This is a genomic window from Kibdelosporangium phytohabitans, from assembly GCF_001302585.1.
Classification (GTDB): Bacteria; Actinomycetota; Actinomycetes; order Mycobacteriales; family Pseudonocardiaceae; genus Kibdelosporangium; species Kibdelosporangium phytohabitans.
On the sequence record NZ_CP012752.1, the window covers coordinates 10595401 to 10612766 of the forward strand.

General features: G+C 68.6%; 14 protein-coding genes. 5 read left to right on the forward strand and 9 right to left on the reverse strand.

What is annotated here, in order from left to right; translation table 11 throughout:
- The gene (locus AOZ06_RS47335; protein ID WP_054295359.1) at window positions 1-1749 is read left to right on the forward strand and encodes a S8 family serine peptidase; all 1749 of its coding nucleotides are present in this window, start codon (window positions 1-3) and stop codon (window positions 1747-1749) included.
- Window positions 1750-1831: 82 nt separating this feature from the next.
- On the opposite strand, the gene AOZ06_RS47340 is transcribed toward AOZ06_RS47335, so the two are convergent.
- Together AOZ06_RS47340 and AOZ06_RS47345 are read right to left on the reverse strand one after the other, a co-directional pair.
- Entirely contained in the window at window positions 1832-3073 is a 1242-nt protein-coding gene (locus tag AOZ06_RS47340; protein WP_054295360.1) for an aminotransferase family protein, read from the reverse strand.
- 19 nt (window positions 3074-3092) lie between these two features.
- Window positions 3093-4262, reverse strand: a complete 1170-nt coding sequence (locus tag AOZ06_RS47345; protein WP_054295361.1) for an acyl-CoA dehydrogenase family protein — start codon at window positions 4260-4262, stop codon at window positions 3093-3095.
- 60 nt (window positions 4263-4322) lie between these two features.
- Here AOZ06_RS47345 and AOZ06_RS47350 point away from each other — a divergent pair, with 60 nt between their 5' ends.
- Both AOZ06_RS47350 and AOZ06_RS47355 read left to right on the forward strand, forming a co-directional pair.
- Window positions 4323-5372 carry a CaiB/BaiF CoA transferase family protein gene (locus tag AOZ06_RS47350; protein WP_054295362.1) on the forward strand — a complete coding sequence of 350 codons (1050 nt, stop codon included), beginning with the start codon at window positions 4323-4325 and terminating at the stop codon, window positions 5370-5372.
- Window positions 5369-6019, forward strand: a complete 651-nt coding sequence (locus tag AOZ06_RS47355) for a GntR family transcriptional regulator (RefSeq protein WP_054295363.1) — start codon at window positions 5369-5371, stop codon at window positions 6017-6019. Before AOZ06_RS47350 ends, AOZ06_RS47355 begins: the two co-directional genes overlap by 4 nt.
- 6 nt (window positions 6020-6025) lie before the next feature.
- Here AOZ06_RS47355 and AOZ06_RS47360 read toward each other — a convergent pair whose 3' ends face one another.
- Entirely contained in the window at window positions 6026-6823 is a 798-nt protein-coding gene (locus AOZ06_RS47360) for a hypothetical protein (protein WP_157233637.1), read from the reverse strand.
- Between the two features lie 19 nt (window positions 6824-6842).
- On the opposite strand from AOZ06_RS47360, the gene AOZ06_RS47365 reads away from it, so the two are divergent.
- Window positions 6843-8072, forward strand: a complete 1230-nt coding sequence (locus AOZ06_RS47365) for a serine/threonine-protein kinase (RefSeq protein WP_054295365.1) — start codon at window positions 6843-6845, stop codon at window positions 8070-8072.
- A 42-nt stretch (window positions 8073-8114) separates the two neighbouring features.
- On the opposite strand, the gene AOZ06_RS47370 is transcribed toward AOZ06_RS47365, so the two are convergent.
- The 3 genes from AOZ06_RS47370 to AOZ06_RS57425 form a co-directional block, all read right to left on the reverse strand.
- Window positions 8115-9878 (reverse strand): glycoside hydrolase family 9 protein, encoded by a 1764-nt coding sequence (locus AOZ06_RS47370; RefSeq protein ID WP_236951968.1) that lies wholly within the window; start codon window positions 9876-9878, stop codon window positions 8115-8117.
- Between the two features lie 117 nt (window positions 9879-9995).
- The gene (locus tag AOZ06_RS47375) at window positions 9996-10328 is read right to left on the reverse strand and encodes a hypothetical protein (protein ID WP_157233638.1); all 333 of its coding nucleotides are present in this window, start codon (window positions 10326-10328) and stop codon (window positions 9996-9998) included.
- Window positions 10329-10514: 186 nt separating this feature from the next.
- Window positions 10515-10775 carry a hypothetical protein gene (locus AOZ06_RS57425; protein ID WP_157233639.1) on the reverse strand — a complete coding sequence of 87 codons (261 nt, stop codon included), beginning with the start codon at window positions 10773-10775 and terminating at the stop codon, window positions 10515-10517.
- A 242-nt stretch (window positions 10776-11017) separates the two neighbouring features.
- On the opposite strand from AOZ06_RS57425, the gene AOZ06_RS47385 reads away from it, so the two are divergent.
- Window positions 11018-11659 carry a lytic polysaccharide monooxygenase auxiliary activity family 9 protein gene (locus tag AOZ06_RS47385; protein ID WP_054295369.1) on the forward strand — a complete coding sequence of 214 codons (642 nt, stop codon included), beginning with the start codon at window positions 11018-11020 and terminating at the stop codon, window positions 11657-11659.
- 58 nt (window positions 11660-11717) lie between these two features.
- On the opposite strand, the gene AOZ06_RS47390 is transcribed toward AOZ06_RS47385, so the two are convergent.
- The 3 genes from AOZ06_RS47390 to AOZ06_RS47400 form a co-directional block, all read right to left on the reverse strand.
- Entirely contained in the window at window positions 11718-14930 is a 3213-nt protein-coding gene (locus AOZ06_RS47390) for a S8 family serine peptidase (protein WP_225954081.1), read from the reverse strand.
- Window positions 14931-15183: 253 nt separating this feature from the next.
- Entirely contained in the window at window positions 15184-16671 is a 1488-nt protein-coding gene (locus AOZ06_RS47395) for an FAD-dependent monooxygenase (protein WP_054295371.1), read from the reverse strand.
- Entirely contained in the window at window positions 16668-17264 is a 597-nt protein-coding gene (locus tag AOZ06_RS47400; protein ID WP_054297440.1) for a TetR/AcrR family transcriptional regulator, read from the reverse strand. Before AOZ06_RS47400 ends, AOZ06_RS47395 begins: the two co-directional genes overlap by 4 nt.
- Window positions 17265-17366: the final 102 nt, after the last annotated feature.

The following is a 17366-nucleotide window of genomic DNA, read 5'->3' on the forward strand; positions in this document are numbered from 1 at the left end:
ATGAGAGTCTTTCTCGGTATCACCGCCGCCGTGCTGATGGCAGCGGGCACGACACCTGCCTTCGCCGCGCAGCCGGAAGGCGCGGTCATCCAGGCGGACCAACCCGTCAGCGGCAGCTACATCGTGCAGATGAAGTCCGGTGCGTCGGCGTCAGCGCTCGGTTCCAAGTACGGCGGCGCCATCCAGTCCGAGTACAAGCTGACCTTCTCGGGATTCCACGTCCGCGACCTGTCCGAGACGCAGGCGCGCCGCCTCGCCGCGGACCCGAACGTCCAGGCCGTCTACCAGGACGGGACCGCGCGGATCGCGGACACGCAGAACAACCCGCCGTCGTGGGGCCAGGACCGCGTCGACCAGAAGGCGTTGCCGCTGGACAGCAAGTACACGTACGCCAACGGTGGTGAAGCCGTGACGGCGTACGTGATCGACACCGGTGTGGCACCGTCCAACCCGGAGTGGGAAGGCCGGGCCGGCTACGGCTACGACTTCGTCGACAACGACAACGAGGCCCAGGACTGCAACGGCCACGGCTCGCACGTGTCCGGCACTATCGCGGGCAAGACGTACGGCCTGGCGAAGAAGGCCAAGATCGTCGCGGTGCGTGCCCTCGGCTGTGGCGGATCGGCGCCGGACTCGGCGGCCGTGAGCGCGATGGAGTGGGTGGCCAAGAACGCCAAGAAGCCGGCCGTGGTCAACATGAGCCTCGGCATGGACACCGTCGGCGTGGGCGACACGCAGGCGAAAGCGTTGGTACAGGCCGGGATCACGGTCGCGGTCGCGGCAGGCAACAGCAGCGCGGACGCGTGCAACACCTCACCGGCCCGCGTGCCCGAGGTGATCACCGTGGGCTCGACCGATCGCAACGACAGCCGTAGCAGCTTCTCCAACTACGGCTCGTGCCTGGACCTGTTCGCGCCGGGCGGCAACATCGTGTCCACCGGGATCAACAGCGGCTCGGCCACGATGTCCGGCACGTCGATGGCCAGCCCGCACGTGGCAGGCGCGGCGGCGCTGTACCTGACCGCCAACCAGTCCGCCACGCCGCAGCAGGTCCGTGACGCGCTGGTCAACAACGCCAGCGGCGGCGTCGGCAACCCCGGCAGCGGCTCGCCGAACAAGCAGCTGTACACCGGGTTCATCGGCGGCGGGCAGAACCCCGGCACGTTCACGCTGGCGCTGACACCGTCCTCCGGCCAGGTCGACCCGGGCAAGTCCGTGTCGACGACCGTCGCGACCAAGGCAGGCGAGCAGGGCGCGGAGAACGTCGCGCTGAGCGTGTCCGGCCTGCCGTCGGGTGCGAAGGCGACGTTCCAGCCCACCGAGATCCAGTCCGGCCAGAACGCCAAGCTGACCATCGAGACCTCGGCGTCCACCCCGGCCGGTCCGCACCGGATCACGGTGTCGGGCAAGGGATCGAGCGAGACGAAGACGGCGGAGTACACGCTGTCGGTCGGCGGCCCGCCCGCCGGTGACCTGAAGCTCAGCGTGTCACCGGGCTCGGGCACCGCGCGTGCGGGCAGCTTCCTGAAGGCGACGGTCACCGTGACCGGCGGCGAGGGCACGATCTCGCTCGACGCCACCGGCACCCAGTTCAAGCCGTTCTTCAGCCCGCAGACGGTGAGCCCCGGCGGCACGTCGGAAATCACCATCATCTCGCCGTTCCAGGCGGGCACCTACAAGATCACCATCACCGGCACGGACTCGTCCGGCAAGTCCGGCAGCACCGAATACTCCCTCACGGTGCAGTAGGGGAAAACTCGTGAGTGTTTAGTCCGGTTCTAACCGGACTAAACACTCACGAGGTAACGCAGGGGTGATCGCTGGCGGGCGGTCACCCCTGCAACTCCCGCAGTGCTTCGTCGAATCCGGCGACCAACTCGCTGACCTGGCTGTCGGTCATGATCAACGCTGGTGAGACCTGCAGTCCGCCCGCCCCCACCGCACGGCCCGACACGCCGTGCTTGCGCAGCAGTTTGATCATCTTCATCGCGTCGGCCGGATCGACCATCTGGATCGCGGTGACAGCACCGAATCCGCTGCGCACCTCGGCGACAGCGGGGTGCGCGGCGAGCACGCCGAACTCCTTGGCCAAAGTGGACTCCAGGCGCGCGGCGGACGACAGCAGGTCCTCGCGTTCGACGATGTCCAAATTGGCCAGTGCGACCGCCGCGCTCGTGGCGTGGCCGGAGTACGTGTAGCCGTGCCGCCACCAGACACCCGCGCCCGGCTTGTGGAACGGCGCGGCCACGTGGCCCGCGATCAGCACCGCGCCCATCGGCAGGTAGCCGGACGTGAGCCCTTTCGCTGTGGTGACCATGTCCGGCGAGAGGTCGTATCGGGTGCTGGCGAACCAGGCTCCGCCGATCCGGCCGTAGCCCGTGATGACCTCGTCCGCCACGAACAGGATGTCGTTGTCACGGCACACCTGCCGCACTTCGGCGAGGTAGCCCGCCGGCGGCGGGTAGACGCCGCCCGCGCCGATCACCGGTTCGCAGAAGAAGGCCGCGATGCGGTCGGCGCCGAGGCGTTCGATTTCCGCGAGCAGTGCTTTCGCCGAGTCCCACTCGACCGTCGCGGCGTCCTGCATCAGCGTGCCGTAGCCCTCGCGGTTGCCGGGGATGCCTGCCAGCGCCGTGCCGCCGACGTGGGTGCCGTGGTAGGCGCGGTCACGTCCGATGACGATGTTCTTGCCGGGTTTGCCCTGCTCGTGCCAGTAGCGGCGGGCCAGCTTGAGCGCGGTGTCGATCGAGTCCGAGCCGCCGCTGGTGAAGAACACCTTCGCGTCGGCCATCGGCGCGATCGACGCCAGCCGCTCCGCCAGCTCGATCGTCGACGGCGTGGCCACGTCACCGAACGTGTAGTACGCCGCGATCTCGCGCATCTGCTTGGCGGCGGCCTCCGCGAGCTCCGCACGGCCGTGGCCCACGTTGACGAACCACAACCCCGCGGTCGCGTCGAGGTACTGGCGGCCGTCCGCGTCCCACACGTACACGCCCTCGCCACGGGACACGACGAACTCGCCGTTCTGGGTGACCGCACCCATGTCCGAGAACGGGTGCCACAACGCCCCCATAGAAAACGCCTCCTACGCCTTAGCGGAACGCGCCCACGCCGGTGAGCGCCTGGCCGATCACGAGCAAGTGCACCTCGCTCGTCCCCTCGTAGGTAAGCACTGATTCCAGGTTGTTCGCATGTCGCAGCACGGGGTATTCGAGTGTGATCCCGTTCGCGCCGAGGATCGTGCGGGCCTCGCGGGCGATCTGCAGTGCCGCGCGGACGTTGTTCAGCTTGCCCATGCTGACCTGCTCGGGCTTGAGCGCGCCCGCGTCCTTCAGCCTGCCGATGTGCACCGCCAGCAGCATGCCTTTGCCCAGCTCGAGCGCCATTTCGGCGAGCTTTGCCTGCGTCAGCTGGTACGCCGCGAGCGGCTTGTCGAACACCTCGCGGTCGGCGGCGTACGAGATCGCCGCTTCCAGGCAGTCGCGGCCGGCGCCGATCGAGCCGAAGATGATCCCGAACCGGGCCTCGTTGAGGCAGCCGAGCGGGCTGGACAGGCCTTTGCTCCTGGGCAGCACGGCGGCTGCGGGCAGGCGCACGTCTTCCAGGACGAGTTCGCTGGTGACGGAGGCGCGCAGGGAGAGCTTGCCCGGCACGGTGCTGGCCGTGAAGCCCTTGCTGTCGGTGGGCACGACGAAGCCGCGGATGCCCTCGTCGGTGCGGGCCCAGACCACGGCGACGTCGGCGATCGAGCCGTTGGTGATCCACATCTTGGTGCCGTTGAGCACCCAGTCGCCGCCGTCCTTGCGGGCGTTGGTGCGCATGCCGCCGGGGTTGGAGCCGAAGTCCGCCTCGGTCAGGCCGAAGCAGCCGATCGCGTCGCCCGCCACCATCCGGGGCAGCCACTCGTTCTTCTGCTCGTCGCTGCCGTACGCGTAGATCGCGTACATCGCCAGCGAGCCCTGCACGGACACGAGGCTGCGCACGCCGGAGTCGGCGGCTTCGAGTTCGTGGCAGGCCAGGCCGTAGGAGACCGCGTTGGTGCCCGCGGCGCCGTAGCCCTGCAGGTGCATGCCCAGCAGCCCGAGTCCGCCCATCTCCTTGGCCAGGTCGCGGGCGGGCAGGTCGCCCTTCTCGAACCACTCCGCCAGGTGCGGGCGGATCCGGTCGGCGCAGAACTTGCGGACGGTCTCGCGGATCGCGCGCTCCTCGTCGGAGAGCAAGCCGTCGATCGCGACCAGGTCCAGCGGGGCAGTACGGGTCATGCCCAGCAGGCTAGCCCAGAATTGGATCCAATATCAATTCTCCAATGCTAACCTGATCACGTGCAAGCTTTGGCAGGCGTGACGATCGCCGACTTCAGCCGTGTGCTGGCCGGGCCCTACGCGACGATGCTGCTCGCCGATCTGGGTGCCACCGTCATCAAGGTGGAACGACCGGGCAGCGGCGACGACACGCGCGCGTGGGGACCGCCATACGTGGGCGACGACGCCACGTACTTCCTCGGCCTCAACCGCAACAAACACATCGTTTCGCACGACCTGGCCGACCCCGCCGCACGGGAACTGGCCGAGTCGGCAGACGTCGTCGTGGAGAACTTCCGGCCGGGCACCATGGCTCGCCACGGCCTGGACCACGCGTCGCTGGCGGCGGTGAACCCGAAGCTCGTGTACTGCTCGATCACCGGATTCGGGCCGTCGTCGGCGCTGCCCGGTTACGACCTGCTCGCCCAGGCCGTCGGCGGGCTGATGAGCGTGACGGGAACGCCGGACTCGCCCACCAAGGCCGGGGTCGCGGTGGTGGACGTGATCACCGGACTGCACGCGATGGCGGGCATCCTCGCGGCCCTGCGGCACGTCTCGGTCACCGGCGAGGGCCAGCTCGTCGAGGTCTCGCTGTTGTCCTCGCTGCTGTCGGGCCTGGTCAACCAGTCCGCGGCGTACGTGATGGCAGACGTCGTGCCCAAGGCGATGGGCAACGCGCACCCCAGTGTCGTGCCGTACGCCCTGTTCCAGGCCAGTGACCGGCCGCTCGTGCTCGCGGTGGGCAACGACAAGCAGTTCGCCGCGCTGTGTTCCGTGCTCGGCATTCCGGCGGACCAGAGGTTCGCCACCAACGCGCTGCGCGTCCAGCACCAGGCCGCGCTGACCGCCGTGATCAACGCCCGGCTGGCCACGCGGGACGCCGCGCACTGGTGTGCCGCGCTCGCCGACGCGGGTGTCCCTTGTGGACCGATCAACACCATCGCCGAGGCGGTCGGCCTGGCGACGGAGGTCGGCCTCGAGCCGGTCGTCTCGATCGACGGCCTGCCGCACGTCGCCAACCCGATCCGGCTGAGCCGGACACCCGCCGTGTATCGGAGCAATCCGGCGTGAACACCCCGAAGCGCCCGCCGACCGCGCAGGAGTTCGTCCTCGCCGAACTGCGCAGGGCGATCCTGACCGGGGAAATGCCGCCCGGCTCGCCCGTGCGCCAGGACGCGCTGGCCGAACGGCTCGGGGTGAGCCGTGTGCCGTTGCGGGAGGCGTTGCGGACGTTGGAGGGCGAGGGCCAGGTCATCTACCGCCCGCACCGCGGCTACCAGGTCGCCGACCTGTCACTCGACGACTTGCTTGAGGTGTACCGGATCCGGGAGCTACTGGAGACCGAGGCGACCGTACGCGCGGTCCCGCTGATGTCGGCCGAGGACGTCGAACGCCTCGAGCAGGCCGAAGAGGACATCATGCGGGCCGCGGCGGCCGACGACATCGTCGCCATGGCCGCGGCGAACCGGGTCTTCCACTTCACCGTGCTGGAAGCGTCCGGTATGCCGCGTTTGACCCGGCTTGTCCGGGTGTTGTGGGACGCCACGGACGCGTACCGCGCGCTGTACTACAGCTCCTCGGACAACCGCGCCCGCGTCCACTCCGAACATGAGGCGATCATCGCGGCCATCCGCGCCGGTGACGCGGACGAAGTCGTCCGGCTGTGGAACGAACACAGGGAAGGAGCGGTGTCGGCACTGCGCACGATCGTCCAATGAGTCCGGTCACTCCAGGGTCTCCAGGTGGCGGCGCGCCCGTTCGGCCGCTTTCTCCGCCGTGCGGAACACCGTCCTGGCTTCCCTGACCTCGTTCGTGGCTTCCTGTTCGGTGGCGCGGACGCGTTCCAGTTCCGCGGTCAGGTCGGCGATCTGGCGGGCGGCGCGTTCGGCTTTCTGCTCCGCCTGCGACAGGGCCGACTGGGCGCGGTCGCGGACTTCGGCCGTGTGCTGCGCGTCCGCGCGAGCGCGGCCGATTTCCTGACGGCGGCGCTCCGCGCGTTGCTCACGGCGCAAGCCCACTTCGTCGACCACCGGCTCGGGTGATTCGGGCCACGCCTGCGGGAGCGTCAAGTCGTTCGTGGCCGAAAGAGTCCCGGCCAGCAACACCTCGGTCACCGCCGGGTCGGCCAGCGCCGCGGCGAAAACCGTTTCGATGTCGCGCAGCACGGATTCACTGAGTTTCTGGCCCTCGCCAGAGGCCAAAGACCTCACTTCGGACACGAGCGCGCGGATCACCTGGTGGCGCTGCTTGGACAACTCGCGCAGGGTCTCGCCGTCGAAACGGCCGTGCGCGTCACGCAGCGCGACGCCCAGGTTCTCCAGACGTTGCAGGTCAGGGCGTGCCTTGCGGGCGAGCAGGTTCAGCGCCCACGCGGCGAGCGACGGCTTGCGGAACTTGCCGATCGCCGTCGCGCCCTGCTTGTCGCCCTCTTCTTTGGCGGCACGCACGAACTCGCTCCTCGCGGCCATGAAATCAGCCGGGCGCAAGGAGTAGAGCCGGTCCGCTATGGATTTGAGATCCATGGCCACTAGTGTGGCCGAAATGTACGAGGAATCCGGCGGACGCGCCGCACCCGTGCTGGCCGGCAGGTACAGACTGATCACGCAACTCGGCCGCGGTGGCACCGCGCGGGTGCTGAAAGCGTGGGATGAGCGGCTGGATCGCGAGGTGGCGGTCAAGATCTTCCAGCCGCACGCCGATCCCGTCGGCCGTCTGAGATTCGACGACGAGGCCAGGCTGCTGGCCGGGTTCGACCACCCGCGCCTGGTCAAGGTGTTCGACTCGGGTGACGCCAACGGCGAGCCGTTCCTCGTGCTCGAGCTGATCAAGGGCCCGCACCTGGGCAACCGGATCGACAGCGGCCCGATGACGCCGCAGGAGGTCAGCCGGATCGGCATCGAGATCGCAGGCGCCCTGGCGTACGTGCACGGCAAGGGGGTCGTCCACCGGGATATCAAGCCCGGCAACGTGTTGCTCGACGCCGACGGCATACCGCACCTGGCCGACTTCGGGCTGGCCAAGCTGCTCGCGCGCAGCGGGATGACCGCGTCCGACCGGCTGGTCGGCACGGCCGCGTACCTCTCGCCCGAGCAGGTGCTCGGTACGGAGGTCGGCCCGCCCGCGGACGTCTACGGCCTCGGCCTGATCCTGCTCGAGTGCCTGACCGGCGAGGTCGAGTACCCCGGGCTGGACGCGGAGACCGTGCTGGCCAGGCTGAACCGGCGACCGCGGATCCCCGGCGACATCCCGGCGCCGCTGGCCGAGGCGCTCGAGCTGATGACCAGGTCCACCCCGGGTGAACGCCCGAACGCGACCGAATGCGGGGAGCTGCTGCGCGTCGACCGGCCGACGGTTCCGCTCCCCCGGCGGCCGCGGCGGTTCGGCGTGCCGAAGGTGGCCGCGGTCGTCGGCGCGGGCCTGACCGCCGGTGCGATCGCATTGTTCGTCGCCGCGCCGGCGACGGACACCGCGCGCCCAGATCCCCTCCCGGCCAAGCCCAACCGCGGTGTGCTGATCGACTCGACCATCAGCAACGACCCGCCGACGCCTGCCCAACCAGCCGCGAACCCCCAGCCGCGGCACCAGCAAGCCGCCGGTCAGAGCCCGTCGAACCAGGAAACCGTCGCCAAGACCCCCGGCCCGGCGCCCGCGGCACCGGCCACCGAAGCGGCGGACGAGCAACCCGAGCCCCACAGCCAAGCTGAACCGGATAAGCCGAGCAAGCCCAAACACACCAGAACGAAGACCAAAACCCTCAAAACAACCTCGTGAGTGGTTGGTCCGGTTAGAACCGGACCAACCACTCACGAGGGTTCAGCGGGAGACGCCGAAGGCCAGCAGTGCGGTCGACGTGAAGTCGATCGCCGGTTCCGAGCTCGGCCACGACCTCAGGTCGTCGAAGAACCGGGAACCCTGGCCGTCGAACGCGGTCAGCGAGTTGCTGCACGGGATCGCACCCGGCGGCATCTCGCCGAGGTCCGCGAAGTTCTCGGCACCGTTCGGGCCGTTGATCACCGCGCCGTAGAGCACGCGCTTGCCACCGTTGGGATCGCCCGCCAGGTTCGCGGCCTGGTGGTGCGGGCACTTCGGGTTCGTCGCACCGACGCCGACGACGAGCGAGATCCCCCACGCGTTCGAGCCGAGCGCGAAGTTGCGTTGCTGCACGCCGAAAGCGTCGTACGACTTGTCACCGGTCACCGCGCGGTAGAGCCGTGCGGTCGCGGCGAAGCCGAAGCTCTTGCTGGCCGCGTCGAAGCTGGTGATCTCCACGCCGGTGCGGAACGGGCTGCCGGACGCGCGCTGCACACCGGAGTTCAGCTGCCGCTTGAGGTCGTCGATCACCTGCTTCTCGGTCACCTGGGCGCCGGGGATGCCCTGCCGCAGCAGGCCGACCAGTTCGGCGTGCGCCAAAGCGCTGGTGTCGTACAGGTTCAGCGTGTCCTTGGCGGTGCTGGCGATGTACTGCTTGGCCCACTGCGTCGCCTGCTTGGCCCACGTGGCGGACCTGGCGTCACCGAGCTTGCGCCCGGCCAGTGCCAGCTGCGCCGCGCCCAGTTCCATGTCGTCCAACCACGACGACTCCGGGTAGTAGGCGTGCGGGAAGGCCGTGACGAGTTCGCCGACGCTCGTGGTCTTGGCGGCGGCGAAGATCGACGCGGCTTCCTCCAGGTAGCGCTTGGCCCGCTGCGGGTCCTGCTCCACCTGCGCGCCGAGGGCGAACGCCGCGGCGACGCGACCGGCGAGGTTCGGGCTGACCGGCGAACCCGCGGGTCCGGCCGGGAACACCGGGCGGTACTTGATGAAGTACTGCTCGTCGCCCGGTTTGACGGTCAGCTGGTCGTCGGCCTCGGGCAGCCGCCACACGTCGTGGTCGCCGAGGAAACCGAACTCCTCGCTGCCTGTGCCGATTCCGACCTGTGCGTAGAGCGTCCTGCTGTTCGCGTCCCACGCCTTGTCCAGCCAGTCGAGCCCGTGCTTGAACTCGGCGAGCAGCTGGGCGTTCCCGCCCGTGCGCTGCACGTATCCCAGTTCGGCCAACGAGTACGCGGTGTTCGACGTGAACTTCACGAAGTCGCCGGCGTCGAACCAGCCGCCTTCGACGTCCACCGGGCCGCCGACCGGTTTGAGCGGCTCGGCGGGCACGTCGCCGCCGTCGCCCTTGAACTTCGGCTCCGCGTAGACGGTCGCCTTGGCGTCGGTCAGGTGCGCCTGCTTGCGGTCCAGCCTGCCGGGGATGACGTTCCTGCCGTCGCGCTGCGCCTGGAAGAACTCCGTCGTGGCCTGGACCAGCGGCTGGAAGAGCGCGCCCGCGCTGTCCACTTTGAAGCTCGGTGACTGCGCGGTGATCTTGCCGGCGAACTTGACCTGGTAGGTCCCCGCTTTGTCCACCTTGGAGAAGTCGACCTGGTGCACGGCCTTGTACTTGCTGTTCCAGCTGCCGAGGCTGGCCCCGACCTTGCCGGAGTGCACCGTCCTGCCACCGGAGTCGACCACGGTGAACGGGGCGCCGGACACGGCCTGCGTGCCGAGCAGATACCCGACCTTGGCTTCGCCCGTGGCGTACCCGACCTGGTCCACCCGGACGAATCCGGCGGCAGCAGCCGACGCCGGAGTCGCGGTCGCTGCTAGACAACACAGTGTGAGTACGGCAACCGACCCGCGTCTGAGCATGGCTGGCTCCATCCTGGCGGCGAGTTAAATAGGAAACTTTCCGAACAGTAAAGACTCAGCCGCCAGGATGGTCAAGACCCACTGCCGTGACGTGCAGGCGACGAACGACTCGTGCTTGGCGAGCTTGCCGCTCGCGTTGTAGCACTCGACGTTGCGCACGATGGCGTCACTGGCCGTGGTGAACCACAGGTTGCCCAGCACGCAGTAGTCCGGCCCCGGCCCGTAGGCGGTGACCTGCACGTGGCCGAACCGCTCCGGCGGGCCGTACTCCCCGATCACCGGCCGCTCACGGTTGTAGCTGAGCGTCCACGCCGTGTCGAAAGGCTTGCTGAGCCAGTCGAAGCACGCCACAACCACGGTCCGGCCGGTGCCCGACGGGTACCACTCGGCGATCTTGCAGCGCGGGCTTGAGCCCGACCGGGGTCACCTGGAAGTTCCCACTCGGGTCCTTCGGTCCGGCGTCGGGCAGGAACACCTTGTACAACCCGGAACCGGCGCCGCCCCAGCCGACGAAGCTGGCCGCGCCCAACGAGTTGAACTCGTTCACGATCGTGCCCTGGCCGCCGACGTCACGTGCGCGATGCCGCGTTTGCCCGCGGTCTCGGGGGAACAGGACCTCGTACTGACCGGCCCCGGCGAACGGACCAGCCCGCTCGCGCCGCCGTACTTGCTCCACCGGCGTGCCGGGTCCATCAGGGTGAAACCACCGACGGGCGCGAGGTGGTTGTTGAACGCGAATGCCCAGTCGTCGCCGATGGCCGCATTCGCCTGTGGCGTGGAAACAGTGATTCCCAGTATTACCATGATCGAAACAAGGATATATCTCAGCCGCATGACGCAACTCCTCATCATCGGGCCGTAATTCCCCCTCGCGCCAGTGAGATCGGGGGTTTATCGCCGACCGTCAGGGGTGCGTCACCGCAATCTTTTAGCCCGGATGGACCTAGCGGCACCGAACTGGATCAATTCACACTCGAATAACGGAGTTTCTCCCTCATGAGTCGGGCGCGACGACTTCATGGCACCCTTCCGCAAGGAGACGCCTGATGACCAAGCGCCGCAGATCCGCACTGGTCGCCCTGCTCGGAGCGATCCCCGTCGTGTTGTCCGCCGTCCTGCCGGTGTCCGTGGCGAACGCGCACGGCTCGACCATGAACCCGCCGAGCCGGACCTGGCAGTGCCGGTTCAACGAGAATCCGGAAAACCCGGCTTCGGCCGCGTGCCGGGCGGCGGTCGCCGCCGGGGGAACGCAGGCCTTCTACGACTGGCACGAGGTCAACCTGCCCAACGTCGCGGGCAACCACCGGTCGATGATCCCGGACGGCCAGCTCTGCGGCGCGGGCCGGGCCAAGTACTCCGGGCTGAACCTGGCCCGCGACGACTGGCCCGCCACGAAACTCACGCCGGGCGCGAACTTCACCTTCGGTGTCAAAGCCACCGCGGCGCACCAGGGCGTGTGGACGTCGTACGTCACCCGTGACGGCTACAACCCGCTGCAACCGCTGCGCTGGTCCGACATGGTCCAGTTCAACCAGGTGACCAACCCGGTCCCGGTCAACGGCGTGTACCAGATCGCCACCAAGCTGCCGAGCGGCAAGAGCGGCAGGCACGTGGTCTTCACGATCTGGCAGCGCCAGCTGCCCGACAGCGGCGAGGCTTTCTACCTCTGCAACGACGTCATTTTCTAGCACGGCGAACTCAGGGGCGGACCGGTCGAAACCGGCCCGCCCCTGAGATCTCCCGTATTTACGGCGTGACGGTGTTGATCAGAATCGAACCGTTGCCGACGATTCCGCCGTCGCTCGTCCGGACCGTCAGGTCACCCTGCAGCTTGCGACCGGCCGGCGGGACCGCCGCGGCGGTCACCGTGGCAGGCGCGTTCCAGGTCGCCCCGAGGCCACGCTGCGCGTCACTGTCGTTGACAGTCACCGTGCCCAGCTGCGGCGAGGAGAACAGGTCGTTGTAGTCGTAGTCCGTGGTGCCCGCGGGCACCGCGTAACCGACGACCAACGAGATCCACACGCCAGGAGCCGGGTTGCTGACGCTGACCGCTTCCTCGGAGTCCGCGTCCGCGCTCTGCGCCGCCAGCACGCACGACCCGCTGGTGCAGTTGAACAGCGCCAGGTCGAGGTCGGCCTTGATGTCACTGGTGTTGCCGATCGCCACCCGCAGCGACGTCGAGCCCGGCAGCACGTTGATCTGGCGCTGCTGCTGGGCGTCGGTCACGATGCTCGGCCGCAGCGTCAGCGAGCTGCTCAGCGGGCCACCGACCAGTTTGCCGTTGAACGCACCGGCCGAGTTGGTGACCGAGTAGTTCCGGTTGGACGGCACACCGGCCTGCAACGAGTCGATCGTGTCCGGGTTCGGGCTGATCTTCGTCGTGATGGCCGTCGTGGTCAGCGAGAACGGCGCCGAAGCGACGTCCGAGGTGCGCCGTGCCTCGACGTAGACCTCCCACACGCCCGGGATCGGGTTGTTGACCGTGCGGGTGGTCGGCGATCCCGTGGTGCAGCCCGCACCGGCGTCCGGGTTGTAGCAGTTGGTCGTGGACGTCACGTCGATCGGGATGCCGCGCGGGTCGACCCGGATGAACCGGACCTGTCCCGCACCGGCCGCGGCGCCGCCGCCGGTCAGGTCGAACTTCAGGCCGGTCGTGCCCTGCGGCACGTTGACGAAGAAGTTCTGGGTCTGGTTGCGGTCGATCTTGCCGCTGTTGGTGACGGTGAACTTGTTGCCCGCGTTGACCTGCTGCGGCACGAACACGGTGTTCAGCAGCTGCGAGTCGGTGCCGGAGGTGAACGGGTTGTCCAGCTCCAGCACGGCCGAGTGCACGCCGCCCTGACGCGGGTTGACGCGGACGTCGACCGTGACGGGCTTGTTCAGCGGCAGGTTCACCGAACCGGCCGAGGAGAACGTACCGTCGTTGCCGATCCACTTCAGACGGTACGGCGCCGTGCGGTCGCCGCCGGTGGTCCGGGTGAAGGTGTAGGTGCGGGTGTACTGCTTGCCCTGCACGACGCCCTCACGGTCGTGGATGCCGACGCCGACACCCGGCTTGGCCAGGAAGCCGTCCAGAACCGTGTTCACCTCGACCGAGCTGGTCACGGTGTCCGGGTTCGGGTTGGCAGCCAGGTAGAGAGCCGCACCGAACACGTCGAACAGGCCGTTGCCCTGCTCGTACGCGCCGAGGCCGTCGACGAACCGCGCCGAGGAGTAGATCGCGTTGCGCAGCGCGGCCGTGCTGGGCCGCTTGCCGCCGTGGGTCGCCTTGTAGGCGCTCACGAGCAGCGCGGCGGCACCGGTCGCCTGTGGGGCGGCCATCGAGGTGCCGTTGAAGTGCGCGTAGCCGACCGGCAGCGTGTACGTGCCGGGCAGCGGCTGGGCGGGCTGCCACTGCGGGATCGACGAGATCGCCGAGCCGGGCGCGATGATGTTCGGCTTGAAGCCGCCGTCCTCGGCCGGTCCACGCGACGAGTACGGGTGCAGGCCTTCCTTCTTGGCCGTCTGCGAACCGTAGTTCGACAGCCAGGTCTCCTTGGTGACGTACGAGCCGACGCTGACCGCGTCGGTGGCCACCGACGGGTCGCCGACGGTGTTGGCACCGGAGCCGCTGTTGCCGGCCGAGATGAACAGCTGGACGTTGAATTCCTTGATGACGCGGTTGTAGAGCACCGCGCGGGCGTTGTTGCCGTCGTTGAGCGGCGGCAGGCCACCGATCGAGATGTTGACGACGTCGGCGCCGTTGCGGGCCGCGTACACGACACCGTCGATCAGGCCGCTCTCGGTGCACGACGGCGTCGACAGGCACGCCTTGATGGCGAGGACCTTGGCGCCGGGTGCGGCACCGGCCATCTTGCCGTCCAGGAGCGCGTTGCCAGCGGAGATACCGGCGACGTGCGAGCCGTGCGCGGCGGCGGCGATGCCGAGGCCGACGAACGGGGTGTCGGTGGTGCCGTAGACCGACTTGTCGGTCTGCACGACGAACGGCACGGTCTCCTTGACCGCGGGCGTCGCCGGGTTGTCGGTGCCGAAGTGGCCGACGTCCTGCTTGACCTTGTAGTCGATCAGCGCGGCGTCGTCGGTGAAGTTGCCGTTGCCGTTGAGGTCGACGCGCACCTCTTTGGTGGTGGTGTCCTGCAGCACGCCGAACCGGTCGGCCTTGTCGCCGTCGCGGTTGACGTCACCGCCGATCTCGCTGTTGGCCGCGGCGAAGTCGTTGGCGCCGGCGTTCTCGGCGAACACACCGATGCTGTACGGGCCACCGGTCGCGGGCGCGGTCCACGTCCGCCCGGCGGTGGTGAACTGGCCGGTGTAGGTCTGCTGGGACATCGCGACCCAGGTGCTGTCACCGGAGTCCGGGGAGTTGGCGTTGTACCAGTCGACGATCTTGCGCTCGCCGCCGGAGGTCTTGGCCAGCGCGGGGTGGTCGAGGTCGACCCCACTGTCCAAAACGGCCACGGTGACGTTCTTGCCGTCCCAGAACGGGAACACCTTGCCGAACTGGGCGGCGTGCGTGTCGCCGGTCGGCATGTACGGGTTGACCCGAGGGGTGTTGGGGCCCGGTGCTGGCTGCGGCAGCGGGTTGCCCATGCCGTCGGGGCGCGGCTCGTCCCTGGCGATCAGGCCGTCGACGTCGATCGCGCGGATCGAGTCGAGCTTGACCGCTTGGCGCGCCTTGCCCGGCGGCAGCGTCACCTTCAGGTAGTCGAGGTCCTTCTCGACGGACTTGACGTTCGCGCCGATGGCGCGCAGTTCGCTGGCGGCCGAGTCGGCACGGCCGTGCTCGGCGGCGACGAGGACGGTGACCGACGGCTTGCCCGCCTTCTCCGCCTCGGCGACGAGCGCCCGGTCGCGGGAGTCGAGCTGCTTGGCGTCGGATGGAACCGGCTGCTCCGGTGGGGCGGGTTGCTCGGCGAGCGCCGCCGTCGGCGTCGCCAGGCCGAGCACGGCGGTGCTCATCGCGAGCACCGCCCACCCGGCGCGTCTGCGCTGTGGAGATCGTGGTGTCACAGCCAAACCCTTCATGGGGATCGTGGCAAGAAACTGCCCCCGAAGCACATCCGGGCGAGGCTGGGATGACAATCACACAACTGGCCTATTCCGCTTAGTCCACATTGGTCTGTTCGGCGTAGCAGGCGGGAACGTGACGCGCCGGGGATCTCAATCTGACAACGGCCGCTCTACTCAAGCACGCACGGTGACCGACCGAGTACTAATTCGTCACGGCCGCAAGGATTCGCGGACTGCCGAACCAGGCGGCCAATTCCTCACGCAGTCCACTCAGGACACCGTCGCCCGCCCACGCGACGTACCCGTCGGGCCGGACCAGAAGCGCATCCGCATGCGCATAAGTGGATTCGAGCTCGACCACGTCCACCCGATCGGCCCATTCGGCCGCGATGTCCCTCAGCGCCGGCTTGCGGGTGAGGTCGAGCAACAGCGGGCGCGCTTGGGACAACAGGGACACCGGGCCCCAGTCGGGCAGGAATCGGCCCGCCAGCGGGTGGTTCGCGCCCGTCGGGTACCGGATGTCCGCCCCGGCCATGGTTTCCGCGATGTGCGTGGCGACGTCGGCGCCCGCCATCAGTTCGGCGAAGAACGTCCGCAGCGCGGTCACTTCGGGCCCTGGGCCCGTCAACGCGGTCTGGGCTTGGGTGTGCACGACAACGCGTTCGGCGGCTGGGCGGCGTTCGGCTTCGTAGGTGTCGAGCAGTCCGGGCGGCGCCCAGCCGTGCACGTGCCCGGCAAGCTTCCAGCCCAGATTTGCCGCATCCTGCAATCCGAGGTTCAGCCCGGGACCACCCATCGCGGAGTGCACGTGCGCCGCGTCGCCGATCAGGAAAACACGGCCGCGCCGGTACTTCTCGGCGATCCGGGTGTTGCCACCCGAGGTCCGGCGCAGCATGTGCGGACCGTGCGCCCGCGGCGGCCCGACGGGCACGTCCGCGCCGAGCACGCGGTGGATGCTTTGCCGCAGTTCGTCAAGGGTCATTGGTAGGTCGTCCGCCGGATCCCACTCGACGGTCATCACCAACGGTTTGCCTTGTTCCAGCTCGATGTGCATGAACACACCGTGTTCGGTCCTGACGTGCGAACCGGGCGGGATCGGGCCGTGCCCCGGTACTTCCAGGTTCCCGTCGACGCGTTCGGGCAGCGACACGTGCGCTACCCGAACCACACCCTTCTCTGTGGACACACCCGGGAAGCCGATCCCGGCGAGCTTGCGGACCGTGCTGCGCCCGCCGTCCGCGCCGACGAGGAACTCCACGCTGAGCTCGTGGACTCCCCGCGGACCAAGGACCCGGACGTGGACGCCGGAGTCGTCCTGGGTGAAGCCGGTGACCTCGTGGCCACGCCGGATCTCCACACCGAGCTCCAGCGCCCGCTCCTCCAGCACCTGCTCGATCCGGTGTTGCGGCACAGGGAGGATCGTCAGCGGGTTGTCAGGGACCGCGCTGAGATCCAACGGCAGCATGCCGAACATGTAGCCGGGTGTCCGGAATGGAGTCTCACCGCCACCGAGCCGCTCGTGCAGGCCGCGGTGGTGCAGCAGCCGGACCACCTGGCCGACCATGCCGTTCGCCTTCGGTTCCTGGCTTCGTTCAGCCAGTTTCTCGAGCACGACCGGACGCAACCCGGCCAGTGCGAGTTCACAGGCCAGCATCAGACCGTTCGGCCCGCCCCCGGCTATCGCGATCATGGTTCTCCCTCTCGTTTCAGGTACCCCAGCGCTTCCCGGATCAGCGGCCCGAGCGGGACCGGCGGATCGGCGCTCATCCACTGCTCCTGCGCGGCGCTGCACGCCACACCGACGGTTCCGGCGATGACACGCGGGTACATGTCCTTGTCGACGTCCCTGCCGAGGCGTTCGGCGATCGCCTCGGCCAGCGCACGCGCCATCGCCGCGTCCGCTTTGAGGTATTCGGCTCGCAGCGACGCCGAGTTCACCAGGTCCCGCACGCCTTGGGTCCACTTCACGTCCGGCGGGGTGGTGGCGTCGTCGTCGCCGTAGATCGCGAGCACGGCGTGCTCGACCGACTGCCAGAACGGCTCGTCGAGCGGGCGTTCCCGCAGGATGTCCCCGATCCGGACCATCCGGTCCAGCTCACGCCAGACGATGGCCTCGTACTTGCTGGCGAAGTAGTTGTTGAACGTCCGCGGCGACACACCCGCGTCCGCCGCGATGTCCTCGACCAGCACGTTGTCCACGCCACGCTCGACCGCGAGGCGCAACGCCGCCCAGCTCAGCGCCTCCTGGGTGGCCCGTTTCTTGCGTTCTCTCAACCCTGACACCACCCGAGGCTGCCAGAAAACTGCGCGCTCCGCAAGTTTTCGGAACACGCAAGTTTTGTCATGTGGACAGGCGCGGGCACGGGCGCCCAGGCCCAGTACGGT

Bases quoted from the DNA above. Each gene is read 5' to 3' on its own strand.
- AOZ06_RS47385 (WP_054295369.1), top strand. From the start codon at position 11,018: ATGACCAAGCGCCGCAGATCCGCACTGGTCGCCCTGCTCGGAGCGATC.
- AOZ06_RS47335 (WP_054295359.1), top strand. From the start codon at position 1: ATGAGAGTCTTTCTCGGTATCACCGCCGCCGTGCTGATGGCAGCGGGC.
- AOZ06_RS47340 (WP_054295360.1), bottom strand. From the start codon at position 3,073: ATGGGGGCGTTGTGGCACCCGTTCTCGGACATGGGTGCGGTCACCCAG.
- AOZ06_RS47345 (WP_054295361.1), bottom strand. From the start codon at position 4,262: ATGACCCGTACTGCCCCGCTGGACCTGGTCGCGATCGACGGCTTGCTC.
- AOZ06_RS47395 (WP_054295371.1), bottom strand. From the start codon at position 16,671: ATGATCGCGATAGCCGGGGGCGGGCCGAACGGTCTGATGCTGGCCTGT.
- AOZ06_RS47365 (WP_054295365.1), top strand. From the start codon at position 6,843: ATGTACGAGGAATCCGGCGGACGCGCCGCACCCGTGCTGGCCGGCAGG.
- AOZ06_RS57425 (WP_157233639.1), bottom strand. From the start codon at position 10,775: ATGGTAATACTGGGAATCACTGTTTCCACGCCACAGGCGAATGCGGCC.
- AOZ06_RS47360 (WP_157233637.1), bottom strand. From the start codon at position 6,823: ATGGATCTCAAATCCATAGCGGACCGGCTCTACTCCTTGCGCCCGGCT.
- AOZ06_RS47390 (WP_225954081.1), bottom strand. From the start codon at position 14,930: ATGAGCACCGCCGTGCTCGGCCTGGCGACGCCGACGGCGGCGCTCGCC.